This window comes from Microbulbifer agarilyticus (assembly GCF_001999945.1).
Lineage (GTDB): Bacteria > Pseudomonadota > Gammaproteobacteria > Pseudomonadales > Cellvibrionaceae > Microbulbifer > Microbulbifer agarilyticus_A.
The window spans coordinates 3711958-3737464 of record NZ_CP019650.1 but is presented as its reverse complement, the minus strand read 5'-3'; the positions used below and the strand labels follow the sequence as shown (position 1 = coordinate 3737464).

Below are 25507 nucleotides of genomic sequence, written 5' to 3'. Positions count from 1 at the left end.
CGCTGGCAAGGCTACTATAGATTTCCCGCCGGGCACAAAGATTTTTCGTTTGCCGGCGGCGCGTGCGGAGGGGCCCGTTGTTGCCATCCACAGCCTGTTGGGTATCGAGCAGGCATAAAAAAGCCGGCTGAGTAATCTCAGCCGGCTTTTGCTTGGGGCGTTTACTAGGGACTTTTCTGGCTATTTCGTCAGTCGCAGCATGACCTGCATCATCTTTTTCGCCACATTGCCGTAGGGCGGCATTAGTAGCTTCAGCGGATCAAGCGGCCCCTGGTAGAACACCGGGCGCAGTTTGGAGAAGGTGAGGAAGCCTTCGTAGCCGTGGTAGTGACCCATGCCGCTCTCGCCCACGCCGCCGAAGGGAATATCGTGCTGGCCTACATGCAGCACCGCGTTGTTCACGCTGACGCCGCCGGACATCACGTGGTCGATATAGTAATCGCGCAGGCCTTTATCGTTGGTGAAGGGGTAAATCGCCAGTGGGCGGTCGCCGCCATTGATATAGCTGGCCACTTCCTCGCGATTTTTGTAGGTCTTGATCGGCAATAGCGGGCCAAAAATTTCCCGCTTCATCACGTCCATCTCTTCGTTGACGTTGATCAGCAGGTGCGCGGGGAATTTTTTCAGCGGATCTTCGCGGCTGCCCTGGCCATCGGTCAGATCAATGGTAGTGGCACCCTGCGCGGTGGCGTCATCCAGGGTTTGCCAGATGCGCTGGAAGGAGCGCTCGTCGATGACCGAGGTGTAATCCGGGTGCTGGATATCTGGGTAGCGCTTTTTGAATACCTGCTTGGCCTTCTCGACAAAGGCATCCACTTTGTCTTCCGGCAGCAGCAGGTAATCGACGGTGGTGCAGATCTGGCCGGCATTGAACAGTTTCCAGAAAAGCACTCGCTCAACGGCGGTCTCGGTGCTGTAGTCCGGGCCGACAATGGCCGGTGACTTGCCGCCCAGTTCCAGTGTCACCGGAGTCAGGTTGGCTGCGGCGGCTGCCATTACCTTGCGGCCGGTGACGCCGGAGCCGGTAAAGATCAGGTGGTCAAACTTGAGCGTGGAGAATTCGATACCCACGCCGCCGGTTTCCTCCAGGAAGACCAGCTTGTCGGCCGGGAAGTAGTCGCCGCTGATACGCTGCAGCAGTGCGGTCAGGTGGCGGGAGTTTTCCGACATTTTCACCATGGCGCGGTTGCCGGCGGCGAAGATGTTAATTAGCGGTCCGAAGGACAGGTTGATCGGGAAGTTCCACGGCACGATTACGCCCACCACACCCAGCGGCTGCGGGATCACCTTGGTGGAGGATGTAGGGAAGGCAGCGAAATCGGTGTGGCGGCGCTGCGGCTTCATCCACTTTTTCAGGCGCTTCATGGTGTCCTTGATGGAATCCAGCGCGGGGAAGATTTCTGCAAACAGGGTTTCGTGGTGTGAGCGGTTACCGTAGTCAGCACTCACTGCCTCTACCAGTTCGTCCTGATGGTCGCGGATCATACGCGCCAGCGCCTTCAGGTCATTGATGCGCTCTTCGCGGCTGGGCGCGGGATTGGCCAGGTAGGCCTGGCGCTGGCTGTCCAACAGGGATTGCAGGCTGCTGGCTTGTTGATTTTCGATTGCTTCGGCGATCTCGGTCATGCTTGTGGCTCGACTGGATTTGGTTATTGAAATAGTTCCGATCTGGGTTTGATTGTACGGAAGTATGCTTGCTTACTTAGGGATATTGCGGACGGATTTCGAAAATACGAGGGGTTGAGCCGCCGAAATTACCCCGACGACAGTGTGGGACTGACGCCGGAATTTGCGACCTATTGGTCAGCTTCGTTGGCTGGTACTGTGGAGGTGTTAGTCCTCTGTTCTGTGGGTATCCTCCTGGCCGAGCGTGGCCAGGGCGGCAAGCAGTGGCGAGATGCGCGCCTCGCTCAGCTCGAGCGCGATTGCATCCAGTTGCTGCTGCATATGGCTGCGTTCGCCCGGCAGGTTCATCGGCTCCTCTTGCAGCGGTATCGGCAGTGGTCCGGGCGCCGGAGCCATGTTTGGCGTGTCCGGGAGATCGGGGCTGGCCGCTGGCCGTTCGAAATCACCGAACAGGGAGTTGACGCGGTAGCCACCGAAGTCTGGATCCAGTGCCAGTGGGCTGGATTTGGCACTGCTGCCGCTGCCTGTATCGATACTGAGGTCGTTGCTGAAAGTCCGTGACCAGTCATTGGGAAAGCGCTTGCCGTCCACCGGGCCGAAAGCGGGGTCGAAGTTGCCCCCGTTGCGCCCCCCTTGCAGGTTGGCGCTCACATTTTGGGTTTCCGCAGAAATGATCCGACCGTGCATTTGCGCACTTTGCCGCTCCCATTCGCGGGGTGACTCTATGTAATCCGGGTGCAGGTCCGACAGGGTAATGTTGTCCACATTTGGACCCGGGTTGAACAGATCGATCTCATTTTCGTCGCGGTTATTGTCCGGGTTCTGGTCCGGGCCACTGTCGCCATCGTCAGTGATCGCTGCGGTGTTATCAATTTCCTGTACTCTCGGGTCGAGCGGGTAGTCGATGGTGACCGCGAACTCGATACTCCCAGTTTCGCCCGGGGCCAGGGTGCCTACGTCAAACGTAAACGTATTACCGTTTTGTACCCAGCCGGGCGTAGAACTGGCTCTGTCGAAGCTGGTATTGGGCGGTAAAGTTTCACTGATCACCACACCGGTCGCGGTGGTAGTACCGCTATTGCCGTAGTTCAGTGTATATACCACCGTATCGGTGGGGCCGGGCTCTCCGCCACTATTGGACTTGTCGACAAACAGGTCGATATAGGTGATTGCGAAGTCTTCGCTATCGGTATTGTTGTCCGGTGTCGGGTCCGGTCCGTTGGATCCATCATCGGTGACTTCGACGGTATTGGTTTGCGTGGGAATGGTGACGGGCACTGAGTCCGCTACCACTCCGGTCAAGGTCAGGGTGACGGAATCACCCGCCGCAAGATCACCGATATCCCAGGTCACGGTGCCTGCAGCTAAATCAATGACTCCGCCATTGCTGGCGGTAAAGCTGGCGAACAAATCGGTATCCGGCAGGGTATCGGTAATCACCACACCGGAACCATCCTGGTTGCCCTGATTGCTCACTTCGATGGTCCACTCGAGCGAATCGCCGGGGTTGGCTGGATCGGCGAACTGCTCAATTTTATCGATTACATAATCTGGAGCTGCGACCAGCGGGGTCTGTTCATTGTCTTCATTGTTGTCGGTGTTCTGGTCGGGCCCGGAGCCGCCGTCGTCTTCGATGGTTGCCGAGTTGCTGGTTTCAATAACACCATTGGGCAGGGGTTCGTCGACAATTACCGCAAACTGCACCGTGCCTTCTTCACCGGCGGCAACATTGCCGATATCCAGTGTGAACACATCACCGTTTTGTACCCAGCCCGCGCTGGAGTTGGCGGCATCAAAGCTGGTGTTGGGCGGCAGTGTTTCGGTGATCACCACACCCTGTGCATCGGCGGTGCCGTTGTTGCGGTAGGTGAGGTTAAACACCACGGCATCGCCGGGTTCTGCACTGATACCGCCATCGTCTTTGTCGATGGCCATATCCACGTAAGTAATATCGAAGTCTTCGCTATCGGTATTGTTGTCCGGCGTTGGGTCCGGTCCGTTGGCGCCGTCATCGGTGACTTCGACGGTATTGGTTTGCGTGGGAATGGTGACGGGCACTGAGTCCGCTACCACGCCGGTTAGGGTCAGCGTAATCGAGTCGCCCGCCGCAAGATCACCGATACCCCAGGTCACGGTGCCCGCAACCAGGTCAACTACCCCACCATGGCTGGCGGTAAAGCTGGCGAATAAATCGGTATCCGGCAGGGTATCGGTGATCACCACGCCGGTGCCGTCCTGATTCCCTTGGTTAGATACTTCGATAGTCCACTCGAGCGTATCGCCGGGGTTGGCCGGATCGGCGAACTGCTCGATTTTGTCGATCACATAATCTGGGGCTGCGACCAGTGGGGTCTGTTCATTGTCTTCGTTGTTGTCGGTGTTCTGGTCGGGACCGGAACCGCCGTCGTCTTCGATGGTTACGGTGTTGCTGGTTTCGATGACGCCGGTGGGCAGGGGTTCGTCGACGATTACCGCAAACTGCACAGTGCCTTCTTCACCGGCGGCAACATTGCCGATATCCAGTGTGAACACATCACCGTTTTGTACCCAGCCCGCGCTGGAGTTGGCGGCATCAAAGCTGGTGTTGGGCGGCAGTGTTTCGGTGATCACCACACCCTGTGCATCGGCGGTGCCGTTGTTGCGGTAGGTGAGGTTAAACACCACGGCATCGCCGGGTTCTGCACTGATACCGCCATCGTCTTTGTCGATGGCCATATCCACGTAAGTAATATCGAAGTCTTCGCTATCGGTATTGTTGTCCGGCGTTGGGTCCGGTCCGTTGGCGCCGTCATCGGTGACTTCGACGGTATTGGTTTGCGTGGGAATGGTGACGGGCACTGAGTCCGCTACCACGCCGGTTAGGGTCAGCGTAATCGAGTCGCCCGCCGCAAGATCACCGATATCCCAGGTCACGGTGCCCGCAACCAGGTCAACCACCCCACCATGGCTGGCGGTAAAGCTGGCGAATAAATCGGTATCCGGCAGGGTATCGATGATCACCACGGCGGTGCCGTCCTGATTCCCTTGGTTAGATACTTCGATAGTCCACTCGAGTGTATCGCCGGGGTTGGCGGGATCTGCGAACTGCTCGATTTTGTCGATTACATAATCCGGAGCGGCAATAATCGGCGTGGTGTCTTCATCCTGGTTGTTGGTATCGTCCAGCTCGGTGCCGTTGGTACCATCGTCTGTGATTTCAATAGAGTTAAGAATTTCTTCCAGTCCCGCAGGCACCGGTTCATCAACGATCACTGCAAGTTGGATGGTAAAGCTCTCGCCGGCAACCACATTGCCTGCATCAAACTCGACGGTATTGCCATTTAATACCCAGCCGGGGGTGGAGTTGTTCGGGTCGAACGTCACAAAGTTTGGAAGTGTATCGGTGATCACCACACCCGAAGCATCGGCCGTGCCTTTGTTCTCATAATTGATGGTGTAAATCACCGTGTCCCCGGGCTCCGCGCTAATTCCGCCATCGTCCTTGGTCACGGCGAGATCGATCGCTACGATCAGTGCGCTTTCCGTGGTCAAATCAAAATACAGTCGTTCTGGATTGGAGCCGGTAGTGCCGTCTTCCAGGGAGGATGAGAATACTCCCATTTCGTTGACGGCCGTGGTGCCCTGAGCATTCGGGTCGGTGGTAACCTCCGCTTCGTAGGTAATTGTCACCAGTGTGTCGGGGCCGATTTCTGGAATATCCGCGAGGATGAAACTTGGTACCGAGCGTGATGCGAGCGTTGATATGTCGCGTGTTCCCGTAGAGTCAGATACCACAACGACGACGCTGTCCGGATCAAGATTTAGTTGGGGCGGGATACTGTCCTCGATAATCACGTCGTACGCATTGGCCGTGGCTGTCGGGGATAACTCAACGGTCAGCCGGTACTGGACAAAACTCCCTAGTTCAATCGGTGTGCCACTGATAATTTCCTTGTTGATTAGTAAATCCGGCTCCACCACCGTGATTTCATCGGTGTCCTGAATACTTGTATCGAGGGTGCCATCGCGATCGGTGTCGTAACTGAGTACTGCAGTGTTGCCCAGCGTATCGCCGGCAGTGTTCTGAGGAATATCTAGAACGCGCAATCGATACGTTAACGTCAGTGTTTCATCGATAGCGTTGTTAGTATCAGTGTTTTTTAGCGTCCCCAGGTCAAAAGTAACCTGATTGTTCGCCGGGTCATCCACGGCGACGATGCTGGATAAATCGCCCTCAATAGCGTCTGGATTACTTGCAACCACTCCGATGAGATCAATAAATTCGTAACCCTCATCGTAAGTATCGGTAATGGAACTAATCAGTTCTGCTTCGGGCAGGGTGACTATCAGCTCGAAAGTAACGAATTCGCCAATGGTGGCTTCGTCGTTGTCATTCAGGTCGTCATTCTGGCTGGTTTCAACCAGGTTTTTCTCGAACTGGGGGGCGGCAATTTGGATATCCGCAGAATCACTATCGACATAGTCATTCAGCCCGCCTTCACCATCGCTACCATCGCGCTCGTTGTCGCTCCGGCCTGGAAAACTTGTCCAGTCTGTGGTGGCGGTATTGGTGATGGTTTCTCCGGCCAGGGTATTCTGGAGTGTGCCATTGATGTCGATTTGGATGAAGTCACCCGGTGCGAGTTCAAGTGTGGATCTGTCGGTTGTCCGAAGAAGATTACCCACCAGCTCGAAACTGCTACTGACGTTGGTAATGATTCCATTGCTATTGAGCAGTGCCCGCAAGCTATTTACTTCCACTTGTGCAGGTATGCGGTCTTCAAATCGCACATCATAGGCTTCACTAGCGGAGTCCCCAGTATTGGCGGTAATGGTGATGCGATAGTTCACGCCGTCCCCATTGTCTGGCGGGCTGGAAAGTTCGGTTTTCTCCACTTGTAAATCGGGTTCGACGACCGATACTGATCCTTGAATAGAAACGGAGAAATCACCCGGATCGATTTCTCCATTACCATTGGAATCAAACGTTGCCGTAGCGGTATTGATGAGGTCGGTACCGGCCTGGTTGCTGGCTACGTTCTGGGCCCTGACGGTATAAATCAGCGTGATCGAATCAGGTTCGGTACTGCCGTCCGGCGGGTTCGTCAAGTTTCCGAGAAGAAATAATATGTCTCCGGTAGTCCCTTCCGGTGGCGGAGCCAGCGTATCCGGATCGGTGAGGTCGCCTCGGTCCGAAGTAATAGGCCCAGTAACAATAACCTGATCGAGGCTTACGAACTCCAGACCGGGGGGGAGGCTGTCGACAACCTGTGCCAATGGCACGTCGCCGTCCGGAATGACAAATGTGGCTTGATAAGTGGCTTCTTCGCCAATGGTTACTTCGTCAATGACATTGTCAGGTGTCTCAATACTTGATGAAATGACACGTTTTTCCTGAGCGACGATCTCTTGGGTAACAAAACTTTCGCTGCCGGTATTGGCGTAGTCGTTGGGTCCGTTGGGAGCATCGACGCCGGTACGCTCAAACTCGGAGGGACCATTGATACTGGTCCATTCTGTTGTCGCTTCGTTGGTGATACGTGTGCCGGCGACGATATCGTCATCGACGATGGCATCGACTTCGATGGTCACGGTTTCGCCCAGCAGTAAATCGAAATCCTGTCCGGGAATAGTCTCAACGGTGTTGCCGACAATTTGAAAACGATTGGTGATGTCACCGAGACTGGAGTGGATGACACTCAGATTACTGACACTATTTAATTCCGGCGGCAGTGTGTCGGTAAAGGTGGCGTCGTAAGCGTCAGTATCAGAGCTCGCAGAATGCTCGATCACGATTTGATAGGTTATTGCGTCGCCGGCATCGATAACGCCAGTCGGTGCGATAAGATCTTTACTTACCTGTAAATCGGGCTCGATGACGTTTACACGGGGGGCTGAGTCTTCCCCATGTCTTACCGGGTTGTCGACATTGTCATCGGTATCGTCCCAGAGGAATCCCGCGCGATTGTTGAGCCGATCACCACTTTGATTTTCCGAGATATTGTCGACGCGTACCTCATAGGTAATAGTGATTGTTTCCTCGACACTATTGTCGCGGTTATTGTTGGTCAGGTCGCCGAGGTCAAACGTCAGGTCGCGACCGCTTTGCGAAGGGTTGAGGCCGTCGGGGGTCAGTGGCACCGTGGAAGAAATATCTGCGGAAGAAACGGTCACATCGGTAATCTGCACAAAGGTGAGACCCCGATCGAGAATGTCCTGAATGGAAGCGGAGGGTGATTCTCCTTCTGCCAGCGTCAACGTTAACTCATAGGTAATGACTTCCCCGATCACGGCCTCATTGATGCCGTTGTTAGGCGTATTGATGCTGGTGCCAATCAGTACTTTCTCTATGGCGTTTTCGCGAATGTCCGTGGTGGCATCGTCGTCCCATTTTGGATCGTTGATGCGCTGGCCGCTGTCCTCGTCCAGGGTAAAGTTATTGCCTTCATTTACCGCAGCAAAGGAATCGATTTGAGTATTGTTGATTACGGTTTCGTTGGATCGGATGAGTGGTTCCACTTCCAGGTCGAATACGATCACCACAAGGTTGCTGCCATCATCGGTGGGTTGGCCGTTGTTGGCATCACGGCCACTCTCTAAGGCACCATTGCGATCGTTTGGGTCGCTATCCTGAGGGTCGGTCACCACAAGCCCGCTGCCAAACAGATTACCGGTGAAGGAAATGGCATCGCCGGCACCGTTAAATACTTGCAGGTTGGTGCTGCCTGCAGGGAATACAAAACCGCTGGGCAAGTCTTCCACAATTTCGACGTCAAACGCGTCGGCGCCACCCGTGTTTTCCACGGTAATTACAAATCGGACCAGATCGCCGGCGTCCACATCTTCAAGGTCGGAGTCGATGGGGAGCAGATCCAGATCCTGGCTGGTAATAGTGCCGGTCCAGGGCGCATTCCCATCCGCGGGTGTACCTGCGGGATCAAATGTCACGGGCGCGGCTGGATCCGGGTTGAGGACACCATTCGGGTTGTCGGTGGAGACTATGCCTTTGGTGATGTTCAGGTCCGGTGAAAGTACTTCCAACGGCGCGGTATCTGGGTCGAGCACCACGGTACCGTTGGTGTTGGCAATCGCCACTTGGGAAACATTGTTGATAAACAGGCCATCGGCGAAAGCGGCGTCGAGCGCTTCCACCGTAAACAAGATCTGCAGCGTGCCGCCGTTGGAGGCGTCTTGGCTGATCGGCGCGAAGCTCCAATCGATCGCGTTGTCACCAGTGCTTACCGAGGTTGTGACATTGGATGGGTCGAGGTAGCCGGGTGGGAATTCGGAAAAATCGGTATCCGGCCCAAAGCCCCACTGGTTTACTCCCGGTAAGTTGGCGCCATTGCCGGTGTCGAAATAGCTGGGGTTTGTTGCCTGGAATACCGGCAGCGGCAGGTAATCAGTAATTGTGAGCCCTTGATGGTCGAAGCTGTTCAGCTCGATGGTTACTGCAAAGGTGACCAGGTCTCCCGCGCGTACTTCATCCACATCCTCCGGTGCCGAAGAACCGTTTACTGCAAATACTTCCTTGTCTGAGTCGGCGCCGCCGATGGTGATACTTTCGGAACTGTTGTTGTTCAGGTCCTGGCCGCCGGCGGATGCCAGGTTGCCGGATAGACTCGCGGTATTGGAAATACTGTCGAGGGTGTCCACTGACGCATTGGGCGTGCCGGCCAGCGGTGCACCGATATAGTTTTCGCGGATTTCGGCCTCGTAGGTTACTACGATGGTGGTGGTGCCTTCGGTTACCGCATCGGCGAACAAGTCGCCGTCCAGTGTGCCGTTGCTACTTACGCCGCGATCAACCAGTTCCTGGCTGAGGTCAAATACAAGGTCGGTGCTGCCATCACCGGGATCGGGGTTCTCCGTCACCGTAACATTGCCGGTAGCAAAGGCATCTGGTCCGATGGTTGTGCCGTTCAAAAATAATTCGAACTCTGCAGAGCCATCCACATAGTCAAGTCCGTCGCCAAGGATGTCCCCAAGGTTGAGGTTGTCAACCTGCACATAGTCGGAAACTTGGATGGACAGTGTATACAGTACCCGGTCGCCGGGTGTCGGCCCAGACCCTCCTGCATCCTGTATGAGCTCAACTTTCTTTTGTACTGCCGTCGCCACCGCAGTAATGATGTCCGAATCGCCATCAGATATATCGGTCCCCTGATAGCTCCCTGTAACCAGCACCTGGTTGCGTACGCTCTGGTCTGCACCATCGTTGACAACTATCGGATTGCCTTCGGCATCTACGTCCGGAACATAGCCATCAAACGTGACAATAATATCGGTATCGGAAAGTGTGCCGGTCACCGGTGTCAGAAAGGTCACCACTAATTGCCCATCCACACTGGTACCCTGCGGAGGTTCTGACAGTGTGTAGTCCACTCCTTCGGTAAACGGACCCGCGGCACCGGTTACCGTGACGTTGCCCAAATAGAAAAATCCTTCGGGCACTCGGTCGGTGATCACCAGGTTCTCCACCGGAGACAAATTGGCGAGATTGACATTGACCCGCCATACCACTTCTTCACTGGGACCGGTGACGGTTTCATTGTCGTCGTTGATTGACTGGTTATCGCCATCACCGTCACGGGCCTCCTTGTCCACCAGTAGTACCGTTGGGGTGATGGTGTCGGAAACTGTCGGGCCAACTAGAGGTGGATCTACATCTGGATTGTTCAGCGGATCTTCACCGAAGCAAAACCCAGGTCGGGATGTAACTGAAATTGGCACGCCCACGATGGCACCAGCGGATTCATCGATCAGCACCGAGATATCCACGTCAAATGCGGGTTGATTCGGTGCATAGGATCCGAAAGGCAGCGTAATGGCGAGCCAGGTAGCACCCTCTACACTGTCTGCGGCCAATGGCAGTTGCCCGGATTGGGTAGTATCACAGGGGTGAAACTCCACGATGGCACCGCTGCTGTCAGTCCAGGCCCCTGCGGTAAAGGTGTAGGTTTCAAACGGCAGGTTCAATCCACCGCCGCTGACCGATTGTGGAACAAGCCCGGGGCCGAGTACGGTATCGACGATCGGCGCATAACCGGTGTCGGTACCAGTATTCTCGAAAGACACCGTAATCGTAGTGGTTTCATTGATCAGGTCTTCCGCAGGCACATCCAGAGAATTGGCCGGCCCTGCGGCCATCAATCCATCCCACTCGCCCTGCAGTAACTTTGAAAACACGATGTCGGTTTCGACATTGCCACGTTGCTGTTCTAACTCCCAGTCACCGCCAAGCCGGGCGTTGCCGGTGGCGTCGTCGGAGGCCGCCACGTCGGAACCCGTGAGCGTGGCAAACTGTTCGATAAATTGTTCGCCGGTTGCACTGAATGCGGTATTGCAGCCGTAAAGCAATATATCCGCATCTGCACTTAAGTTTGCCTGCCAGCTTTGTAATTGCGCGCTATGGCTGCCATCGCTGGATACTCGCAGCGACATGAGAGAAATTTCTTCACCCCCTATGGCAATACCCGCAGCGTCGCCATGGCTGACCAGGTGGAGCGCGTCGAATATTTGCCCGCTCTGCGAGATAAAATCGGTAACGGTTTGCAGGCTGTCATCTATGTCTATCGCTAGCAAGGTCAGGCTGCGCTCGCCAATGGTGAGGTACAGGGTGCTTTCGCCCTGCTCAACTTTGTCGGCCTGGTTGAGCAGGTCGTCCACCAGTGCCTGGGCGTCATCCAGCTGCAAGTCGATCACCACCAGCTCGTTTCGCGCGGTAGATTCTGCTGCCAGGGCCTCGTTCTCCTGCGTGTCGGCGGAGGCTGTATCGTGTGTTTCTGCTTCCTGTGCTGCAGCAGTGTCTTCGGCGACTGCTGTCAGGGAGTGGCTCGCGTCGACAGCAACGGTGGCATCCAGCAGAATCCGTTTTTCCAGGGCGCGGTGCACGCTATTTAATGGGCGGCCCTGTCGCATAATCGCTTGCGCCAGGGATGACTTGGAAAATACCTTCGATTCCATTGGGTACCTCATGTCTGTTCCGTGCGGATAGACGGATCTGCTTCTTCCACTTTGAGCGGATCATCCGTGACCGCTCAATAAACGTTTTTAAGCGTCGTTTACACGCCACTTTCGCGAATAAATACACCGGCCATACGTCGTACAAGCAGGTAGGCAAGGCTGACGGGCTCGCCGAGCAGTACAAGATGGCCAGTGCGCTGTGCAGTTGTTGGCAGCGCAGTCCCGGCTTTTGGGCTTGATGCCTCAAATTCAAAGCTAATGAGATGCAGTGCCTCGGCCGCACGTTCACGATTGTCCGTGAGCGTTTGTACCGGCCCGCCGAAGTCTGATGCGAGCACTGGATCCAGCAGGGTCTGTGATGCGATGTTTTCGATATTGCGTACATTCACCGTCACAGGGTGCCACTGGCCGCGCAAAAACAGTTTGCCGCGCTGTATGTCCTCGCCCATTTCGGATAGTCGCGAGACTTGTTGCGCCTGCGCATAGGCGCGCCCCGCGAGCGAATTCCGTTCGGCAATACTCAAAAATGGCTGGTTGAGGGTGAGGAATTGTCCGCTGTGTAACCCCGGCATTATCCAGTCAACCTTCCCGTCAACCTTGGCGAACACCTGCAGTTGTTGCTTCTGAATTTCCAACTGGCGGAGTAGTTGTTGCTTACTGAGCAGGTCCTGTAGGTACACGCCTTCCAGTGCGTCGAGATGCTCCGCGAAACGGTCGATCTGCTCGCGTTGCTGTAGCAGTCCTAACTCCGCCCGCGTGCGCTGGATGCGGTATTCGAGCTCGTCGTCGTGCAACTCCGCAATAACCTGGCCTGCACGAACAAATTCACCGCGCGTGAACAGGATTTCGCGTATCTGGGCGTTCGCGGGTGCCATCAGGGTTTGCTGGTTTACGAAATGGGTGCTCGCTGGCAGCTGTACCGGCCAAGGTAGCGGTGTGAGCACTATGGCAATGAGTGCTGCAATACACCAGAGGCTGGTGGGGCGAAACATTTGCAAAATGCCTGTGCGAGCCAGAGTTGAATTTCCCATCTCACGTGGCGGTAAAGAATCCTTCATACTTCGATATTCCTCCGCTTCGCCCCTAGTGGAGTGTGCAGATTTGAGCTGTCGTTGTCGTTGCAGGTGCGACCAGAATCCTTGAACCTCCCGCACCGTGGGCAGAGCAAGAAGCAGGCCGATACACAGGAAAAACAATAGGACACCGGCGGCTTTGAACAGTAGCTGGTAGGCGGCGTAACTGATCGCCGCGAAAATTAAAAGACGATAGATGAGGCTGGCGAGCCCGAACATCCCCAGGAGTTTCTGTTTGGGGTTGGTGGGCAGGGAGGTATCGCGAAGTAATAGCCCCCAGCACCATTGCCGTAATGTGTTGGAGGCAGTCTGTTGCAAATTTTTTTCCCGCAGGAAATCACTCAACAGGTAATAGCCATCAAATTTCATCAGCGGATTGGCATTGACCAGCAGTGTGGTCACTATTGATGTAGTGAACAAATAAAACATCAATGTGCGCAGCGCGCCGTCGTCTGCGATACACCAGATGAGTGCGGCAGCAACGCCAAGACTTAACTCAAACGCAACCCCGGCAGCGGAAATATGCAATCTTGCCTTGCGCGGCAGGCGCCAGGCATCGGTAATTTCGCTGTACATTATTGGCATCAATACGATGAGCCCGACCCCGACACTATTTGCGCGGATGCCGTAAAGTCGCGCGACACTGGCATGACCAAGCTCGTGAAACAAACTCAATAGCAGGTAGCAAGCGAAAAACAGCAGCCCGCCAACAGGGTTCCAACTTGCACTGAAGTAGGCAAGGAATTCTGCGCGATGCTGGCCGATGGATATCGCGCAGAAGAGCGCAGTAACAATCAGGGCAAAGTAAAATGGGGGCTGTGCTGTTGCCCGGGCAAGTGGGCTTAACAGGCGGCTACTCAACTGTGGGGTGAATAATGCTCGGCGAAAAAAGAGCATTTTTTGCAACTGGCCAAGGCCGCGTTGCATGGCGGTGATCTGCGCACGTTTTTGTGCAAGTTCGTCACTGCTGCATTGCAGTAGTTCATTGTCACTGACAAAGCGAAAAATACTCTCGATTTGCTGCGGCGAAACCTCATAACCCTGTTGCTGGGACAGGGTGACAGCAATTGTCTCCGCACTTCCCAGTCGCCACTGCTGCAAGGTTAAAAGCTCCAGCTCCCCCAGTTCCAGGTACTGCCCGCGCAGCGGGTCGTACAGCAGCCAGGTTTGCGTAAAGGGATCTTCATCCACCCGGTGAAACTGCAAGTCGGGTCGCAAGGGTGGCCAAGCGCTATCGGCAGCGTGCGGTGGTGGCTGGTTGCTGATCGATGTTTGGGACACTGGTGTATTTACCTCATGCCAGCGCTAGATACCGAGCCAGCGGCGTGCGGTGCTGATTGGTCGGCGCAGGAGGTAATAGGCGAGCGGCACCCGCGCACCGTATATGCGCGCGTGCCCCCGGGTGTTGATCTTGATGTTTAGCTGGTCCTGCTCAATGGTCGCTAGCAGGCGGTAGCTGGCAGGCTGGTTTTCGCCCTCACTGGTGAGCAGGCTGTGATAATTCAGATAGCCCTCGACCGGGGAGAATGGGTTGGACTCTGCGTAAAACACCACTTGCGCCTTGTTAGGTAGCGCGATGGCGTCACTAGTGGGGAGGTTGATTTGGATCTGGCGCGCATGGGGTTGCACGATTTCCATGACTTTTTCCCCGGCGCGAATACGCCGCCCAATCCATTCAGCGGGGTCGGTATAAATGGCCACACCAGCGCTGGGTGCCCTGACCCGGGTTTTTTCCAGCTGAGATTGTTGGAACTCCAGGTCCAGTTTGCGGATCGATAAGTCGGTTTCGGCCTGGGCAAGTTTGTATCCGGCGGATGCCTGTTGAAAGTTGTATTGGCGAGTCATGCGCAGGCGTTCGTTGTAGAGCGCGATTTCCTGCTGCACCCGGTCAATCTCAGCGGTAACCTCTGCATCTTCGAGGGTAAATAGTAGTTGGGCGTTAGCGACGCGGGCGTTCGGGAGTACATCGATCGAACGAATCACCCCATCGGTGCGCGCAGATACGATCCTGGGGTCAACGGCGGCCAGGCTGGCGGGGGCCAGCACACTCTGGCGCACTGGGAACAAACAGGTGGCGAGGAGCAGGGCGGAAACAATCAGTGGGCGCCGCTGGATCCAGCGGCGTAGTGAGAATGATTCTGTCCCACGTAATGCGAGCAGCGCCTGGCGTACCGCGGCGGTCAACTCTCGGAAAATTTCCTGCTCCTGTTGCGAGAGCGGGTGCCGGCGCAGGAGTGCCAGGCAGCCTAGGTCTACTTTTTTGTCCGAGCGTGTATTGGTGATTGAGTCTATCGGCATCAGCACCAGAAGCTGGTCGCTCTTGCAGACGGTTTTATCGCTACCCTGCGGCTCAATTGGCTGTGGGCGAGAAATTTCCAGTTCTAGCGGAGCCTGAGCCTTGCTCCGCTGGATATTCTCGCGCACCAGGGTTTGCCACTGCTGGGCATCGCTGGCCGAAGTGTCCACCGTACTTACATTGGAGGCAGCGATCAGTGTCAGTTTTGTGCCGGAGAAAAACAGGCAGGTGTCGAAATTCAGCAGGAACTGGCTATCGCTGCAGGCAATCTGCGCAACTTGGGAAACCGTAGTTGCCTGGCGCAGGTTTTTTTCCAGTGCCAGAAAACTATTAAGCCGTTTCAGCAGGCGCGCGTCCACTAGTTGCCCCCGCCTTGTTGCGAGGAAATTTTGCCGAGAGTATTGCCGCCATCCTGCCCAAAATGAAATTGCGCTTCGCCGCTCATGCCAGAGATCAACAGAGTATCGACTGTCGCCCTCTCGCTGTTTGTTTCGATTGTGCCGATTACGCGGACGGTGCGGGTGACCGGGTCCACCAGTGGCACGATGCGTTGCACTTGGGCGCTATAGGTGCGGCCGGTCTCGTTAATGGTGACGAGGAAAGTACTATCGAGTGTGAGTTGCTCAAGCCAGTTGGAAGGAACGATGGCTTCGACCTCAAGCGCACGATTGTCCACCAGTTCGAACAGCGGCATACCCACTTCGGCGCGTTGGTGTGGCTCAGCGCTGCGAGTAATCACAAAACCATTGAATGGCGCGCGCACTTCACAGAATGAGTGGCGGTGTTTCAGTACTTTGGCATTGGCGACGGCCTCGGCTAACTGCGCTTCGCTTTGTACGAGCTCCAGCTCGCTGATGTTGCCGCCCAACTGTTTGAGCGAAACATTGGCATTGAGTTGTCGGCGGGCGAGGTCCCGTTGGGATTCGGCACCTTCCAGTTCTGCTAGCAGTTCAGTGCAGTCGAAGCTTGCGAGCAGGTCGCCTTTGCGGAAGCGGTCCCCCGCGCGCAAACGCACTTCGGTAATCCGGGCGGCGAGTTCACTGGAAAGTTGAACTTTGCTGAGCGCATTTAATTTTGCGGGCGCGGTGAATGGTTGGGCCGAGCACAGGCTGGCGCTGAGCAGGCAGCCAAAAACAGCAACCGCGACGCGGAAGAGTAGCGAATTGTTCATTGCAGTTACCACAAGTACATCCTCGCAGCGCCTATGGAGTTACCAGTGAGCGGCCGCTGCGCCATCTTCTTTTAATTCCGCTTCCCGTTGCTCTACGCCCTCCGGGCTGTATCCACCAATCGGCAGCAATTCGATACTGCCGCTTTGGGTGCGCATGTCAGCCACTTGCTGTTCAATCAAGGCCAGTGGCTGGCGGTAGTCGATATAGAACTCTGGCTGGAAGCCGACGGCGTTACTCAGGCGTCCATTGGCGCTGCGCCAGTCGGCGTAGCTAACGTCGCGTCGCACATTGGACAGCAGTGCCTGGGTGTTTGCGTGAATACTTTCCAGCTCGGTGCCCTGGCTGGACTGCCAGCGGGCGTAGGATTGGCTGGCGAGGGCGCTGTCGATGTCGGCCATTTCTATGGCGTAGCTGTGATTGAGGCGCGCGCGATGCATGTGGCTATAGGCGAGATCTACCTGCGTCAGTACGGCAACGGTCAGTGCGGCGCGGCGCACGTCACCCAGTCGCTCATTGTCCCGGGCGTAGCCAATCAGGTCGCGCCCAGCGACCACGGTACCGAGCAGGTCCCAGGTGAGACGCAGGCTGCTTTCCGCCCAGTCGTTGTAGAGCAGGTAACTGTTGTCGTCGTAGAAATAGCCGGTGCGCAGTTCCAGTCCGGGAAGTAGCTGCAAACATGCCTTGCGGATTTCAGTGGCGGCGATGCGCTGGCGGTAATCTTCTTCGAGGAGTTCCGGGCGGTTGCGCAGGCTGTATTGTTCAAGCTCTTGTATGTCCAGCTCGGCAAAGGGGCTGCGCAGAATGTCGCTATGTCCGGCACTGACGCTGAACGGTGTTCCGGGGGGGAGCCCCATGAGTGAGGCCAGTTCCATCTTGGCGCTGTGCATATCCCCTTCGAGCGCTAGTAACTGTTGCATCAGGTCCAGCAGGTCGCGGCGATAGGCGAGGCTGGCCTCGGTCTGGCGCAGCCCACGTTCGGCACTCTTGCGGGATCTTTCCAGCGCAGTGCGGGTTTGTGCGATCAGCGCCGGCAGCTGTTCCTCTGCACGCTGTGCCGCTGCGGCCATCCAGAAGGCGTATTCCACATCCATGATGACGTTGTGCATCAACTTGCGCTGGCGTTCGATCGCGATCATCACGCCATCGGCTGCCTGCTTGGCAGACAGGTAATTGATACCAAAGTCCAGCACGTTCCACGACAGTTCTAACCCGGCGGTGCTGTAGGTCTTGTCCAGAGAAGTGGACTGGGCGAGCGATTCGTTGCCGTTCACATCCTCGCTGCTGGCGAAGTGCTGCTTGTTGCGATGGTTGTAGCCGGCACTGGCGGCAATTTCCGGCAGCATGTCCCAGCGCGCCAAGCTCAGGTTGCGATTGGCAACCACTGCCTCCATCAGTTTTAGGCGGTTGTCCATGTTGTAGGCAATGGCGCGCGCGATGGCCTCATTCAGATTGACGGGGTCGGTAACCGGTTCCTGATTACTAAACGCGGTTTGCCAGTCACCACTGGCTCGCTGGTCAATGGTGGCGTCATCCATGGCGACGGGTTTCACCGAGCAGGCGGTCAGGGTCGCGAGGGAAAGGGAGAATGACACTAGAGCAGCCACAAATTGTGCCTGACGCATAACGCTGAGTCCTTTAGGTACTTATTGACTACTTGCGCGCGGTACATCTACGCCAGCTAAATCTAGTACAAAGGTGCGTAAATGCAGCTTGAGGCCGGTTTCTTGGGAGCAGATCGGCGCCGGAACGAACAGGGAGACGCGGGCGTCGTTCTCAGGCACAATCGATGTCAGGTAGACGGAACTGCCACCTATAAAAAGACAATAATAAACAGGAGTGGCGACGATGAGAGAGGCCCGAGCCATTGGCCAATATTGAGTTTCGTGGAGTCAGCAAACGCTACGACGATGGTCCAGCGACGGTACCGGGACTCGACCTGGAAATTCGCGATGGCGAATTGATGGTGCTGGTCGGCCCCTCCGGTTGCGGCAAGTCCACCACCCTGCGGATGATCGCGGGACTCGAATCGATTTCTTCCGGTGACCTGTATATTGGTGGCCATCGGGTCAACGACCTTCCCCCCAAAGACCGGGACATCGCCATGGTGTTCCAGAACTACGCCCTCTACCCGCATATGAGCGTGTTCGAGAACATGGCGTTTGGCTTGCGCGTGCGGAATTTCCCCAAACTCGGCATCGAAAGACGGGTGCGGGAAGCGGCGGATACGCTCGGGCTTTCCGATTTACTACACCGCAAACCAGGGCAGTTGTCCGGTGGCCAGAATCAGCGCGTGGCACTGGGGCGGGCCATGGTGCGCGACCCGCAGGTGTTTCTGTTCGACGAACCCCTGTCCAACCTCGATGCAGAGCTGCGTGTGCAAATGCGTGGCGTGATTCACCGCCTGCACCACCAGCTGGGCACCACCTCGGTTTATGTCACACACGACCAAGTGGAGGCCATGACCCTCGGCACCCGCATCGCCATCTTGAATGGCGGTGAATTGATGCAGGTGGGCACGCCGCTGGAACTGTACAACGATCCGGACAATACCTTTGTCGCGGGCTTCATGGGGTCGCCGCCGATGAACCTGTTGCAGGTGGTGAACGATGGCCGGCAACTGAGTTGCGACCTGCTCACGCTGCCGCACGCGCAACTGCAGGGGCTCAACCGGGAACTGCTGTTGGGGCTGCGCCCGGAGAAACTGGTGTATGCGTCCAGTGCACCCGCCAACTGGCCCCGGCTTACCGGGAATATCGAACTGGTGGAGAGCCTGGGGGCGGAAATGCTGGTGCACCTGCGCGTCGGTTCTGCGCAGCTGGTGGCGCGATTGGCTGGGCTGCGCGCATTCTCCCTTGGCGATGCACTCGAACTCGCCTTCGACCCCGCCGCACTCTACCTGTTTGATGGCGTCAGCCAACAGCGTATCCGCGCAGGGAGCGCTAAAGCCGGGGTGAGTCAGTGCTGAAGCGGCGTGGCGCACAGTACTTTCTGTTTCTATTGCGGCTGCTTTTGCTGCTGATGCTGGCCGGCAAGGTGCAAGCCCTGGAAACCCTGTCTCTGTGGCACGGTTACCGCGGCGCAGAACGCGCCGCCTTTGAGCAGCTCATCGAGGACTTCAACCGCAGCCAGAGCGAAATACAGGTGAATGCCCTGGCGGTGCCCTTTGGTGGCTACGCGGATAAATTGTCTGCGGCCCTGCCGCGCGGGCAGGGGCCGGATCTGTTTGTTTTTGCGCACGACCGCCTCGGCGGCTGGGCCAGTGCCGGGCACACGGTCGCACCTATTGACCGCTATGTCAGTGAGCGCTTGCGTCAGCGCTTCCCGGCCAACTTGGTCGACGCGATGACGTTTGCGGGCGAGCTTTACGGCCTGCCCTTAGCATTCAAAAGCCCGGCGCTGATTCTCAATACCGACCTGGTGGCGAGTGCCCCCGCGACGACCGACGAAATGGTGGCCATCGCCCGCCAACACACCGATCGCAATGCGGGGCGCTTCGGCCTCGCGTATATGTATACCGAGCCGTTTTTCCACGGGATGCTGATGAACAGCTTTGGCCCCGGGCCCTTCAGCCGCGGCGGAAGTCTGGCCCTGGATAGCCCGGGCAATATTGCGTCTGTTGAAATGCTTGTGCGCTGGGCGCGCGAAGAGCGCATTCTGCCGGAAGAGCCCAGCAGCACCCTGGTCACCAGCCTGTTTAATCAGGGGCGCGCGGCCATGGTGATTAGCGGCCCCTGGATGCTGGGCGAGATTGACCCAGGGGTAAATTATCGCGTGGTGTCGCTGCCGGTGAACAGCGAAAGCGGCCGGCCGCTGGCCCCCTGGGTGGCAGTGGAGGGGTTGTTTCTCTCTTCTCGCTCGAAGAACCCTGCGGCGGCGGTGGCGGTCATGGAGTTCCTTACCAGCCGCCAGTCCGCGGAAAAAATGGCCATCCAAGGCGGACAGTTACCGGCGAATACCCACGCCTTCACGCACCCGCGCATTGCCAACTTCGACACGGCCATGGCATTCCGTCGCCAGTTGGAACAAGCTGTGCCGATTCCCAATCTTCCAGACATGACGCTGGTTTGGGTGCCGCTGAAAAACCTGCTGAAAAAAGTGGTCAAGGGCGCGGCGCAGCCGGAAGCCGAAATGCATTTGCTGCAGCGCCAGTTGGAGGGCGACCTTGCGCGACTCGAGCGCTCCCGCCAGCGTAGCGAAGTCCCGGGGCAGATGCCTGCCTGGCTGTGGCTGATCCCCGTCGTACTGGTACTGGTTGCGCTGTGGGCCTGGGCGCGTTACCGGCGGCGACTGATGTCCACTTGGCGCGCCAATCGCACGGCCTACCTGTACATATTACCCGCCATGCTCGGCATGCTGGTTCTGGTGTTCTTCCCGTTGCTATACGGGTTGATCCTGTCGTTTACCGATACCACGGTGTTCAACGAACACACGCCGCTGTGGTCACGCTTTGTCGGCTTGGACAACTACTCCGCGATCCTCGGGGACTTTGATTTGTGGCGGGGGCAGGGCGGTGAGCGCAGCCTGGATTTCGACAATTTCTACTGGACCCTGTTTATCACCATTCTGTGGACCGCGAGCAATGTCATCCTCGCGGTGGGGCTGGCATTGATCATGGCGCTGGCGCTGGATAAACCTATCTTCGGGCGTAATGCCTTTCGCCTGCTACTGATACTGCCCTGGGCCATTCCCAACTACATTACTGCGCTGGTGTGGAAGGGTATGTTTCACCCGCAGTTTGGCGTGATCAACCAGGGCTTGCAGGTACTGGGGGTGGCGCCAGTGGCCTGGTTTGATTCCATCGGCGCGAGCTTTTTTACCGGATTGGTTACCAATGTGTGGTTGAGTATCCCGTTTATGATGGTGGTGATTCTCGGTGGGCTGCAGTCGATTCCGCGGGAGCTGTATGAGGTGGCCCGGGTGGAGGGTGCCGGGCGCTGGTTCCAGTTCCGTTCCATCACCCTGCCACTGCTCAAGCCAGTGCTGATTCCGGCGGTGATCCTATCGGTAGTGTGGACCTTCAATATGTTCAACGTCATCTACCTGGTGAGCGATGGGGCCCCTGCCGGGGCCAACGATATTCTGATCACCAAGGCATTCCGCATTGGTTTTGAAAAGTACCAGTACGCCTACGCCGCCGCCTATTCGATCGTGATTCTCGCACTGCTGTTCTGTTATGCGGTATGGCAGATGCGAGTGAGCCGGACTTTGGAGGCGGTGCGATGAATACCATGATTGATCGCCTGCGCGAGGGCAGAACAGCGCCGTTGAAGCGAGCGCTGCGGGACATCTTCAGCTGGCGGTTCGCGCTGTTGATCTTCTCCGCGCTCATCGTGATATACCCATTGCTGTGGGTGGTGAGTCTCGCCTTCTCCGGGCAGCAGTCGCTGACCCTGGTGCAGTTGCCGCACGATGCCGGTGTCGGCCAGCAGTTGCTGGCCCTGATTCCACTGCCGGACCAGTGGACCCTCGACAACTTCCGCGCGGTACTGACGGAACAGCCATTCCTGCGCTGGATCGGCAACAGCCTGGTGGTCGCCTTGGCAACCACGGTGGTGGGCCTGACCCTGAGTTGCACTGCCGCCTATGCGTTTTCCCGGTTTCGCTTCGCCGGGCGCCAGCGGGGGCTGACCCTGTTTCTGATTTCACAAATGTTTCCGGCGGTGCTGATGCTCATCCCGCTGTATGTCATCGTGGTGCAATGGCTGGGGCTAGGGAACTCCTGGTTGGGATTGATTCTGGTGTACGCCATCACCGCGCTGCCATTTTGCGTGTGGATGCTGAAGGGATATTTTGACACTTTGCCCTACGAAATTGAGGAGTCTGCGCTGCTGGAAGGGGCAAGTCGCTGGACCATCTTCATCCGTATCATCCTGCCACTGGCCCGACCGGCCATTGCGGTCACCGGCTTGTTCGCCTTTATGACCGCCTGGAACGAGTTCATCCTCGCCTCTATTTTCATGGATGACGAATCACGCTACACGGTCCCCGTTGGGCTGCGCTTCTTCGTCAGCGATTACGCCTCCGAGTGGGGCTACTTTGCAGCGGGCTCCATCCTGGTCTCCCTGCCGGTCATTTTGCTGTTTCTGTCGCTACAGAGGTATTTGGTGTCGGGTTTAGCCGCGGGTGCGGTAAAAGGATGACCGCCGCGTCTCCACATCGTTGATATGCGCGACTGATTGTTTTTTGATCTCTTTTCGTTATAATCGCCATTTATTATAAGTTGTTGATTTGTAAGGTTATTTTTTTTCCCGCTTTGCGATTTTTAAGGTGGGATAGTCCATTTTTCCCCTATTCCCCAAGGTGGGACGACCCGATTGAGCGGCCGGCGAGAGTATAGGCTTGCGCCAGATCGGGTTACCCCGTCGAGGTCTCACGGTACCCGCCCTGGCGAAACCAATAATGAAAATGACGTGACGATGGGGGAGGCAACTCCATGAGCAAGACAAACGAGTTTAAGAAAAAGTCGATCGCGGTAGCTATCGCGACCGTAGCCGGTATCAGTGGTCATGCACTGGCTCAGGAAGCGCAAGATGCCGCGCTTGAAGAAGTAACGGTTATTGGCATGCGTGCCAGCCTTGAAAAGTCCGCAGATATCAAACGCGATGCCCAGGGCGTTGTTGACGCCATCTCCGCAGAAGACATCGGTAAGTTTCCCGATACCAACCTGGCGGAATCTTTGCAGCGTATCACCGGTGTCTCAATTGATCGCCAGAACGGTGAAGGCAGCCGAGTCACCGTGCGTGGGTTCGGTCCCGACTACAACGTCGTGACCCTGAACGGCCGCCAGATGCCCGCGGCAAACCTGGAGAGTGGCACTGCCTCTTCTTCCCGCTCCTTCGACTTCGCTAACTTGGCTGCGGAGAGCGTAAGCGCGGTGGAAGTCTTCAAGACTGGCCGTGCCAACCAGCCTACAGGTGGTATTGGTTCTGTCATCAACGTGCGCACCTTGCGCCCGCTGGATCAGTCCGAGACGATTTTGAATCTGAGTGCCAAGAGCATGCACGACACCTCCAATCAGGACGGTGATTCCGTGACTCCGGAAGTATCCGGCATCTTCAGTGGTAAGTTCGCTGACGACACCATTGGTGTTTCATTCGCGGGTTCTTTCTCCGAGCGTCATTCCGGGCAAGCAGGCTCCGAAACCGGTCCCGGCTGGTACACCATTCCGGGCGATCAAGGTGACTGGGGTTCCATCGCACCAGATAACAGCAACTTCGAGAATGCCCCGCAGGCGGGCGATATTTATTCAGTGCCGCGTGGTGTTGGTTTTACCTTTTCTGAAACCCAGCGCGAGCGTACTAATGCCATCCTGACCCTGCAGTGGGCGCCCTCCGACGAATTCGAGGCGACTCTGGATTACGCCTACGCCGAACAGGATGTAGAGCACCAGTACAATGCCATGGGGGCGTGGTTCAACGGAGTACCGGTTTCCGGCTCCTTCACTGAAGGCACTGGCAACGGCAGTGTTGTAGCGCCCGTCATCTACACCGATGGCACTGGTTCTGACGTAACCTTCAATGCTGGTGAATGGGGTACCGTCAACGAGAATAACTCTGTTGGTCTGAACCTGGTCTGGAATCCCCGTGAGGACCTGACCCTGGCGTTCGATTACCACAATTCCAGCGCCGAAAACGGTGCCAAGGATGACCGCGGTACCAACAACAACATCGCCGGCGTGCAGTTTAACCGTGCCGCGACCACTGTTAACTACGGCTACGACCTGCCGGCAGTGAGCTTCGAGTTCATCGATGGTCAGGGCTTTGATCCTTCCCAGATGCTGACTTCCGGTAACGTGTTCAACAATGCGTACATGAATCACGATATCGAGCAGGCGCGCTTTGACGGTACCTTCGAGGTAGATGCAGGTCCGGTGAAGAGTATCGACTTTGGTATCGGCCGCAGCGAATCCACCAATCGCTCCGCATTCGCCAACGTACAGAATGACTCCTGGGGTGGCTACGGCACCGCTGCCGACTACGATGACGCGCTGTTTGTACAGAAGAGCATGGCGGACGCACTGCACGATTTCGGCAGCGCCGATAGTTCCGAAATGACCCCGTACTACTATGCCTCTGATTTCGACGGCGTGCGTGCTGCCATCGCGGCGATTGCCACTGCCAACGGCGATGTGCTGAGCCCGTGTGGTCCGGTGCTGTGTGCCAGCGACGATTTCAGCACCGACCGTACCGCAGTTGAAACTCAACAGTCTGCATATGCTCAGGTCAATCTGTCCTGGGACGAAGTTGCCATGCCGATGAATCTCGCAGTGGGTTTGCGTTTTGAAGATACCGAGGTCGATGCCAAGGCGAAGGTGCCCGTGTACGACCGCATCGAATGGGTAGGTGACAACGAGTTCCGTGCGCAAACTACCGGTGAGGGCTTCAGTGAGCAGAAGGGTGCTTACACCAACTTACTGCCGAACGTGGACTTTGATATCCAGGTTAGAGATGACGTGGTTGCGCGTGCATCTTTCAGTAAGACCATTACCCGTCCGGGCTACGGCGATATCCAGGGTGGTCAGACTATCGACTCCCTGCTGCGCTTTAACGGCGGTAATGCGTTCCGCGGCAACCCGGACCTGGATCCGTTCGAGTCCACCAACTTCGACCTCTCTGCCGAGTGGTACTACGATGAGGGCAGCTACGTCTCCCTGGGTTACTACAGCAAAGACGTAGAGAACTTCATCGGCCTGGGCTCCTTCTCCGAAACCACTTTCGATCTCGCGCACCCGGCACAGGGCCCGCGTTTTGAGGAAGCGGCTGCGGCTCTGGGGACGAACGATCTGGGTGCGATCCGGGCTTACCTTGAGTCCATGTACGGTTCGCCGATCACAGGTTCTGCCGCTGAGGGCGATGCGCTGGCGGAATTCAATGTACTGGCGCCGGTAAACGAGAAAGAAGCCTCCATTGACGGCATCGAATTCGCGGTACAGCACATGTTTGCGGATACCGGTTTCGGTACTCAGTTCAACTTCACCACGGTTGACGGCGACATCGCTTACGACAACTTCAATACCAACAAAGGTGAAGGTGTCGAAAATCAGTTCGCACTTCTGGGTCTGAGTGATTCCATGAACCTCGTGGGCTTCTACGATAAGAATGGTATCCAGGCGCGTATTGCCTATAACTGGCGCGATGACTTCCTGGCCGGCACTTTCGACGGTAACGGCGAGCGTAACCCGGTATACGTTGCGTCCTACGGCCAGTGGGATGCCAGCGCGAGTTACGATGTGCAGGACAACCTGACCGTGTTCCTTGAAGGGATCAACCTGACCAACGAGACCAAACGTCTGTATGGCCGTCATGAAAATATGATGATTGGCGCCTACCAGACCGGGGCTCGCTATAACCTGGGTGTTCGTTACAGCTTCTAACGCTGTAGTCTGGAGTGGCGGC

At 56.6% G+C, this 25507-nt stretch carries 10 protein-coding genes; 4 read left to right on the top strand and 6 right to left on the bottom strand.

Annotated elements, in window-relative coordinates; translation table 11 throughout:
• Positions 1 to 180: 180 nt before the first annotated feature.
• The 6 genes from Mag101_RS15465 to Mag101_RS15440 all read right to left on the bottom strand — a co-directional run bounded on the left by Mag101_RS15465 (position 181) and on the right by Mag101_RS15440 (position 17734).
• Positions 181 to 1626: a coniferyl aldehyde dehydrogenase gene (locus tag Mag101_RS15465; protein ID WP_077407058.1), complete on the bottom strand. Its 1446-nt coding sequence runs from the start codon at positions 1624 to 1626 to the stop codon at positions 181 to 183.
• Positions 1627 to 1833: 207 nt separating this feature from the next.
• A complete protein-coding gene (locus Mag101_RS15460) occupies positions 1834 to 11571 on the bottom strand; it encodes an isopeptide-forming domain-containing fimbrial protein (RefSeq protein WP_198040006.1) in 9738 nt (3245 codons plus the stop codon).
• A 98-nt stretch (positions 11572 to 11669) separates the two neighbouring features.
• Complete coding sequence (locus tag Mag101_RS15455) at positions 11670 to 13925, bottom strand: biotin/lipoyl-binding protein (protein WP_157520441.1); 2256 nt, start codon at positions 13923 to 13925, stop codon at positions 11670 to 11672.
• A gap of 24 nt (positions 13926 to 13949) precedes the next feature.
• Positions 13950 to 15299: an efflux RND transporter periplasmic adaptor subunit gene (locus Mag101_RS15450; protein WP_077407049.1), complete on the bottom strand. Its 1350-nt coding sequence runs from the start codon at positions 15297 to 15299 to the stop codon at positions 13950 to 13952.
• Positions 15299 to 16111, bottom strand: a complete 813-nt coding sequence (locus Mag101_RS15445) for an efflux RND transporter periplasmic adaptor subunit (RefSeq protein WP_077407047.1) — start codon at positions 16109 to 16111, stop codon at positions 15299 to 15301. The genes Mag101_RS15450 and Mag101_RS15445 overlap by 1 nt, the downstream gene beginning before the upstream one ends.
• Before the next feature lie 39 nt (positions 16112 to 16150).
• Complete coding sequence (locus Mag101_RS15440; protein ID WP_077407044.1) at positions 16151 to 17734, bottom strand: TolC family protein; 1584 nt, start codon at positions 17732 to 17734, stop codon at positions 16151 to 16153.
• A 242-nt stretch (positions 17735 to 17976) separates the two neighbouring features.
• Between Mag101_RS15440 and Mag101_RS15435 the strand changes: the two genes are divergently transcribed.
• The 4 genes from Mag101_RS15435 (at position 17977) to Mag101_RS15420 (ending at position 25485) form a co-directional block, all read left to right on the top strand.
• Positions 17977 to 19077 (top strand): ABC transporter ATP-binding protein, encoded by a 1101-nt coding sequence (locus Mag101_RS15435; protein WP_077407041.1) that lies wholly within the window; start codon positions 17977 to 17979, stop codon positions 19075 to 19077.
• Complete coding sequence (locus Mag101_RS15430) at positions 19071 to 21335, top strand: extracellular solute-binding protein (RefSeq protein ID WP_077407038.1); 2265 nt, start codon at positions 19071 to 19073, stop codon at positions 21333 to 21335. Before Mag101_RS15435 ends, Mag101_RS15430 begins: the two co-directional genes overlap by 7 nt.
• Complete coding sequence (locus tag Mag101_RS15425) at positions 21332 to 22252, top strand: sugar ABC transporter permease (RefSeq protein WP_198040005.1); 921 nt, start codon at positions 21332 to 21334, stop codon at positions 22250 to 22252. The genes Mag101_RS15430 and Mag101_RS15425 overlap by 4 nt, the downstream gene beginning before the upstream one ends.
• Before the next feature lie 293 nt (positions 22253 to 22545).
• Positions 22546 to 25485 (top strand): TonB-dependent receptor, encoded by a 2940-nt coding sequence (locus Mag101_RS15420; protein WP_077407035.1) that lies wholly within the window; start codon positions 22546 to 22548, stop codon positions 25483 to 25485.
• Positions 25486 to 25507: the final 22 nt, after the last annotated feature.

Coding starts and splice junctions, on each gene's coding strand:
- Mag101_RS15465 (WP_077407058.1), bottom strand. CDS start 1,626: ATGACCGAGATCGCCGAAGCAATCGAAAATCAACAAGCCAGCAGCCTG.
- Mag101_RS15460 (WP_198040006.1), bottom strand. CDS start 11,571: ATGGAATCGAAGGTATTTTCCAAGTCATCCCTGGCGCAAGCGATTATG.
- Mag101_RS15445 (WP_077407047.1), bottom strand. CDS start 16,111: ATGAACAATTCGCTACTCTTCCGCGTCGCGGTTGCTGTTTTTGGCTGC.
- Mag101_RS15440 (WP_077407044.1), bottom strand. CDS start 17,734: ATGCGTCAGGCACAATTTGTGGCTGCTCTAGTGTCATTCTCCCTTTCC.
- Mag101_RS15425 (WP_198040005.1), top strand. CDS start 21,332: ATGAATACCATGATTGATCGCCTGCGCGAGGGCAGAACAGCGCCGTTG.
- Mag101_RS15420 (WP_077407035.1), top strand. CDS start 22,546: ATGAGCAAGACAAACGAGTTTAAGAAAAAGTCGATCGCGGTAGCTATC.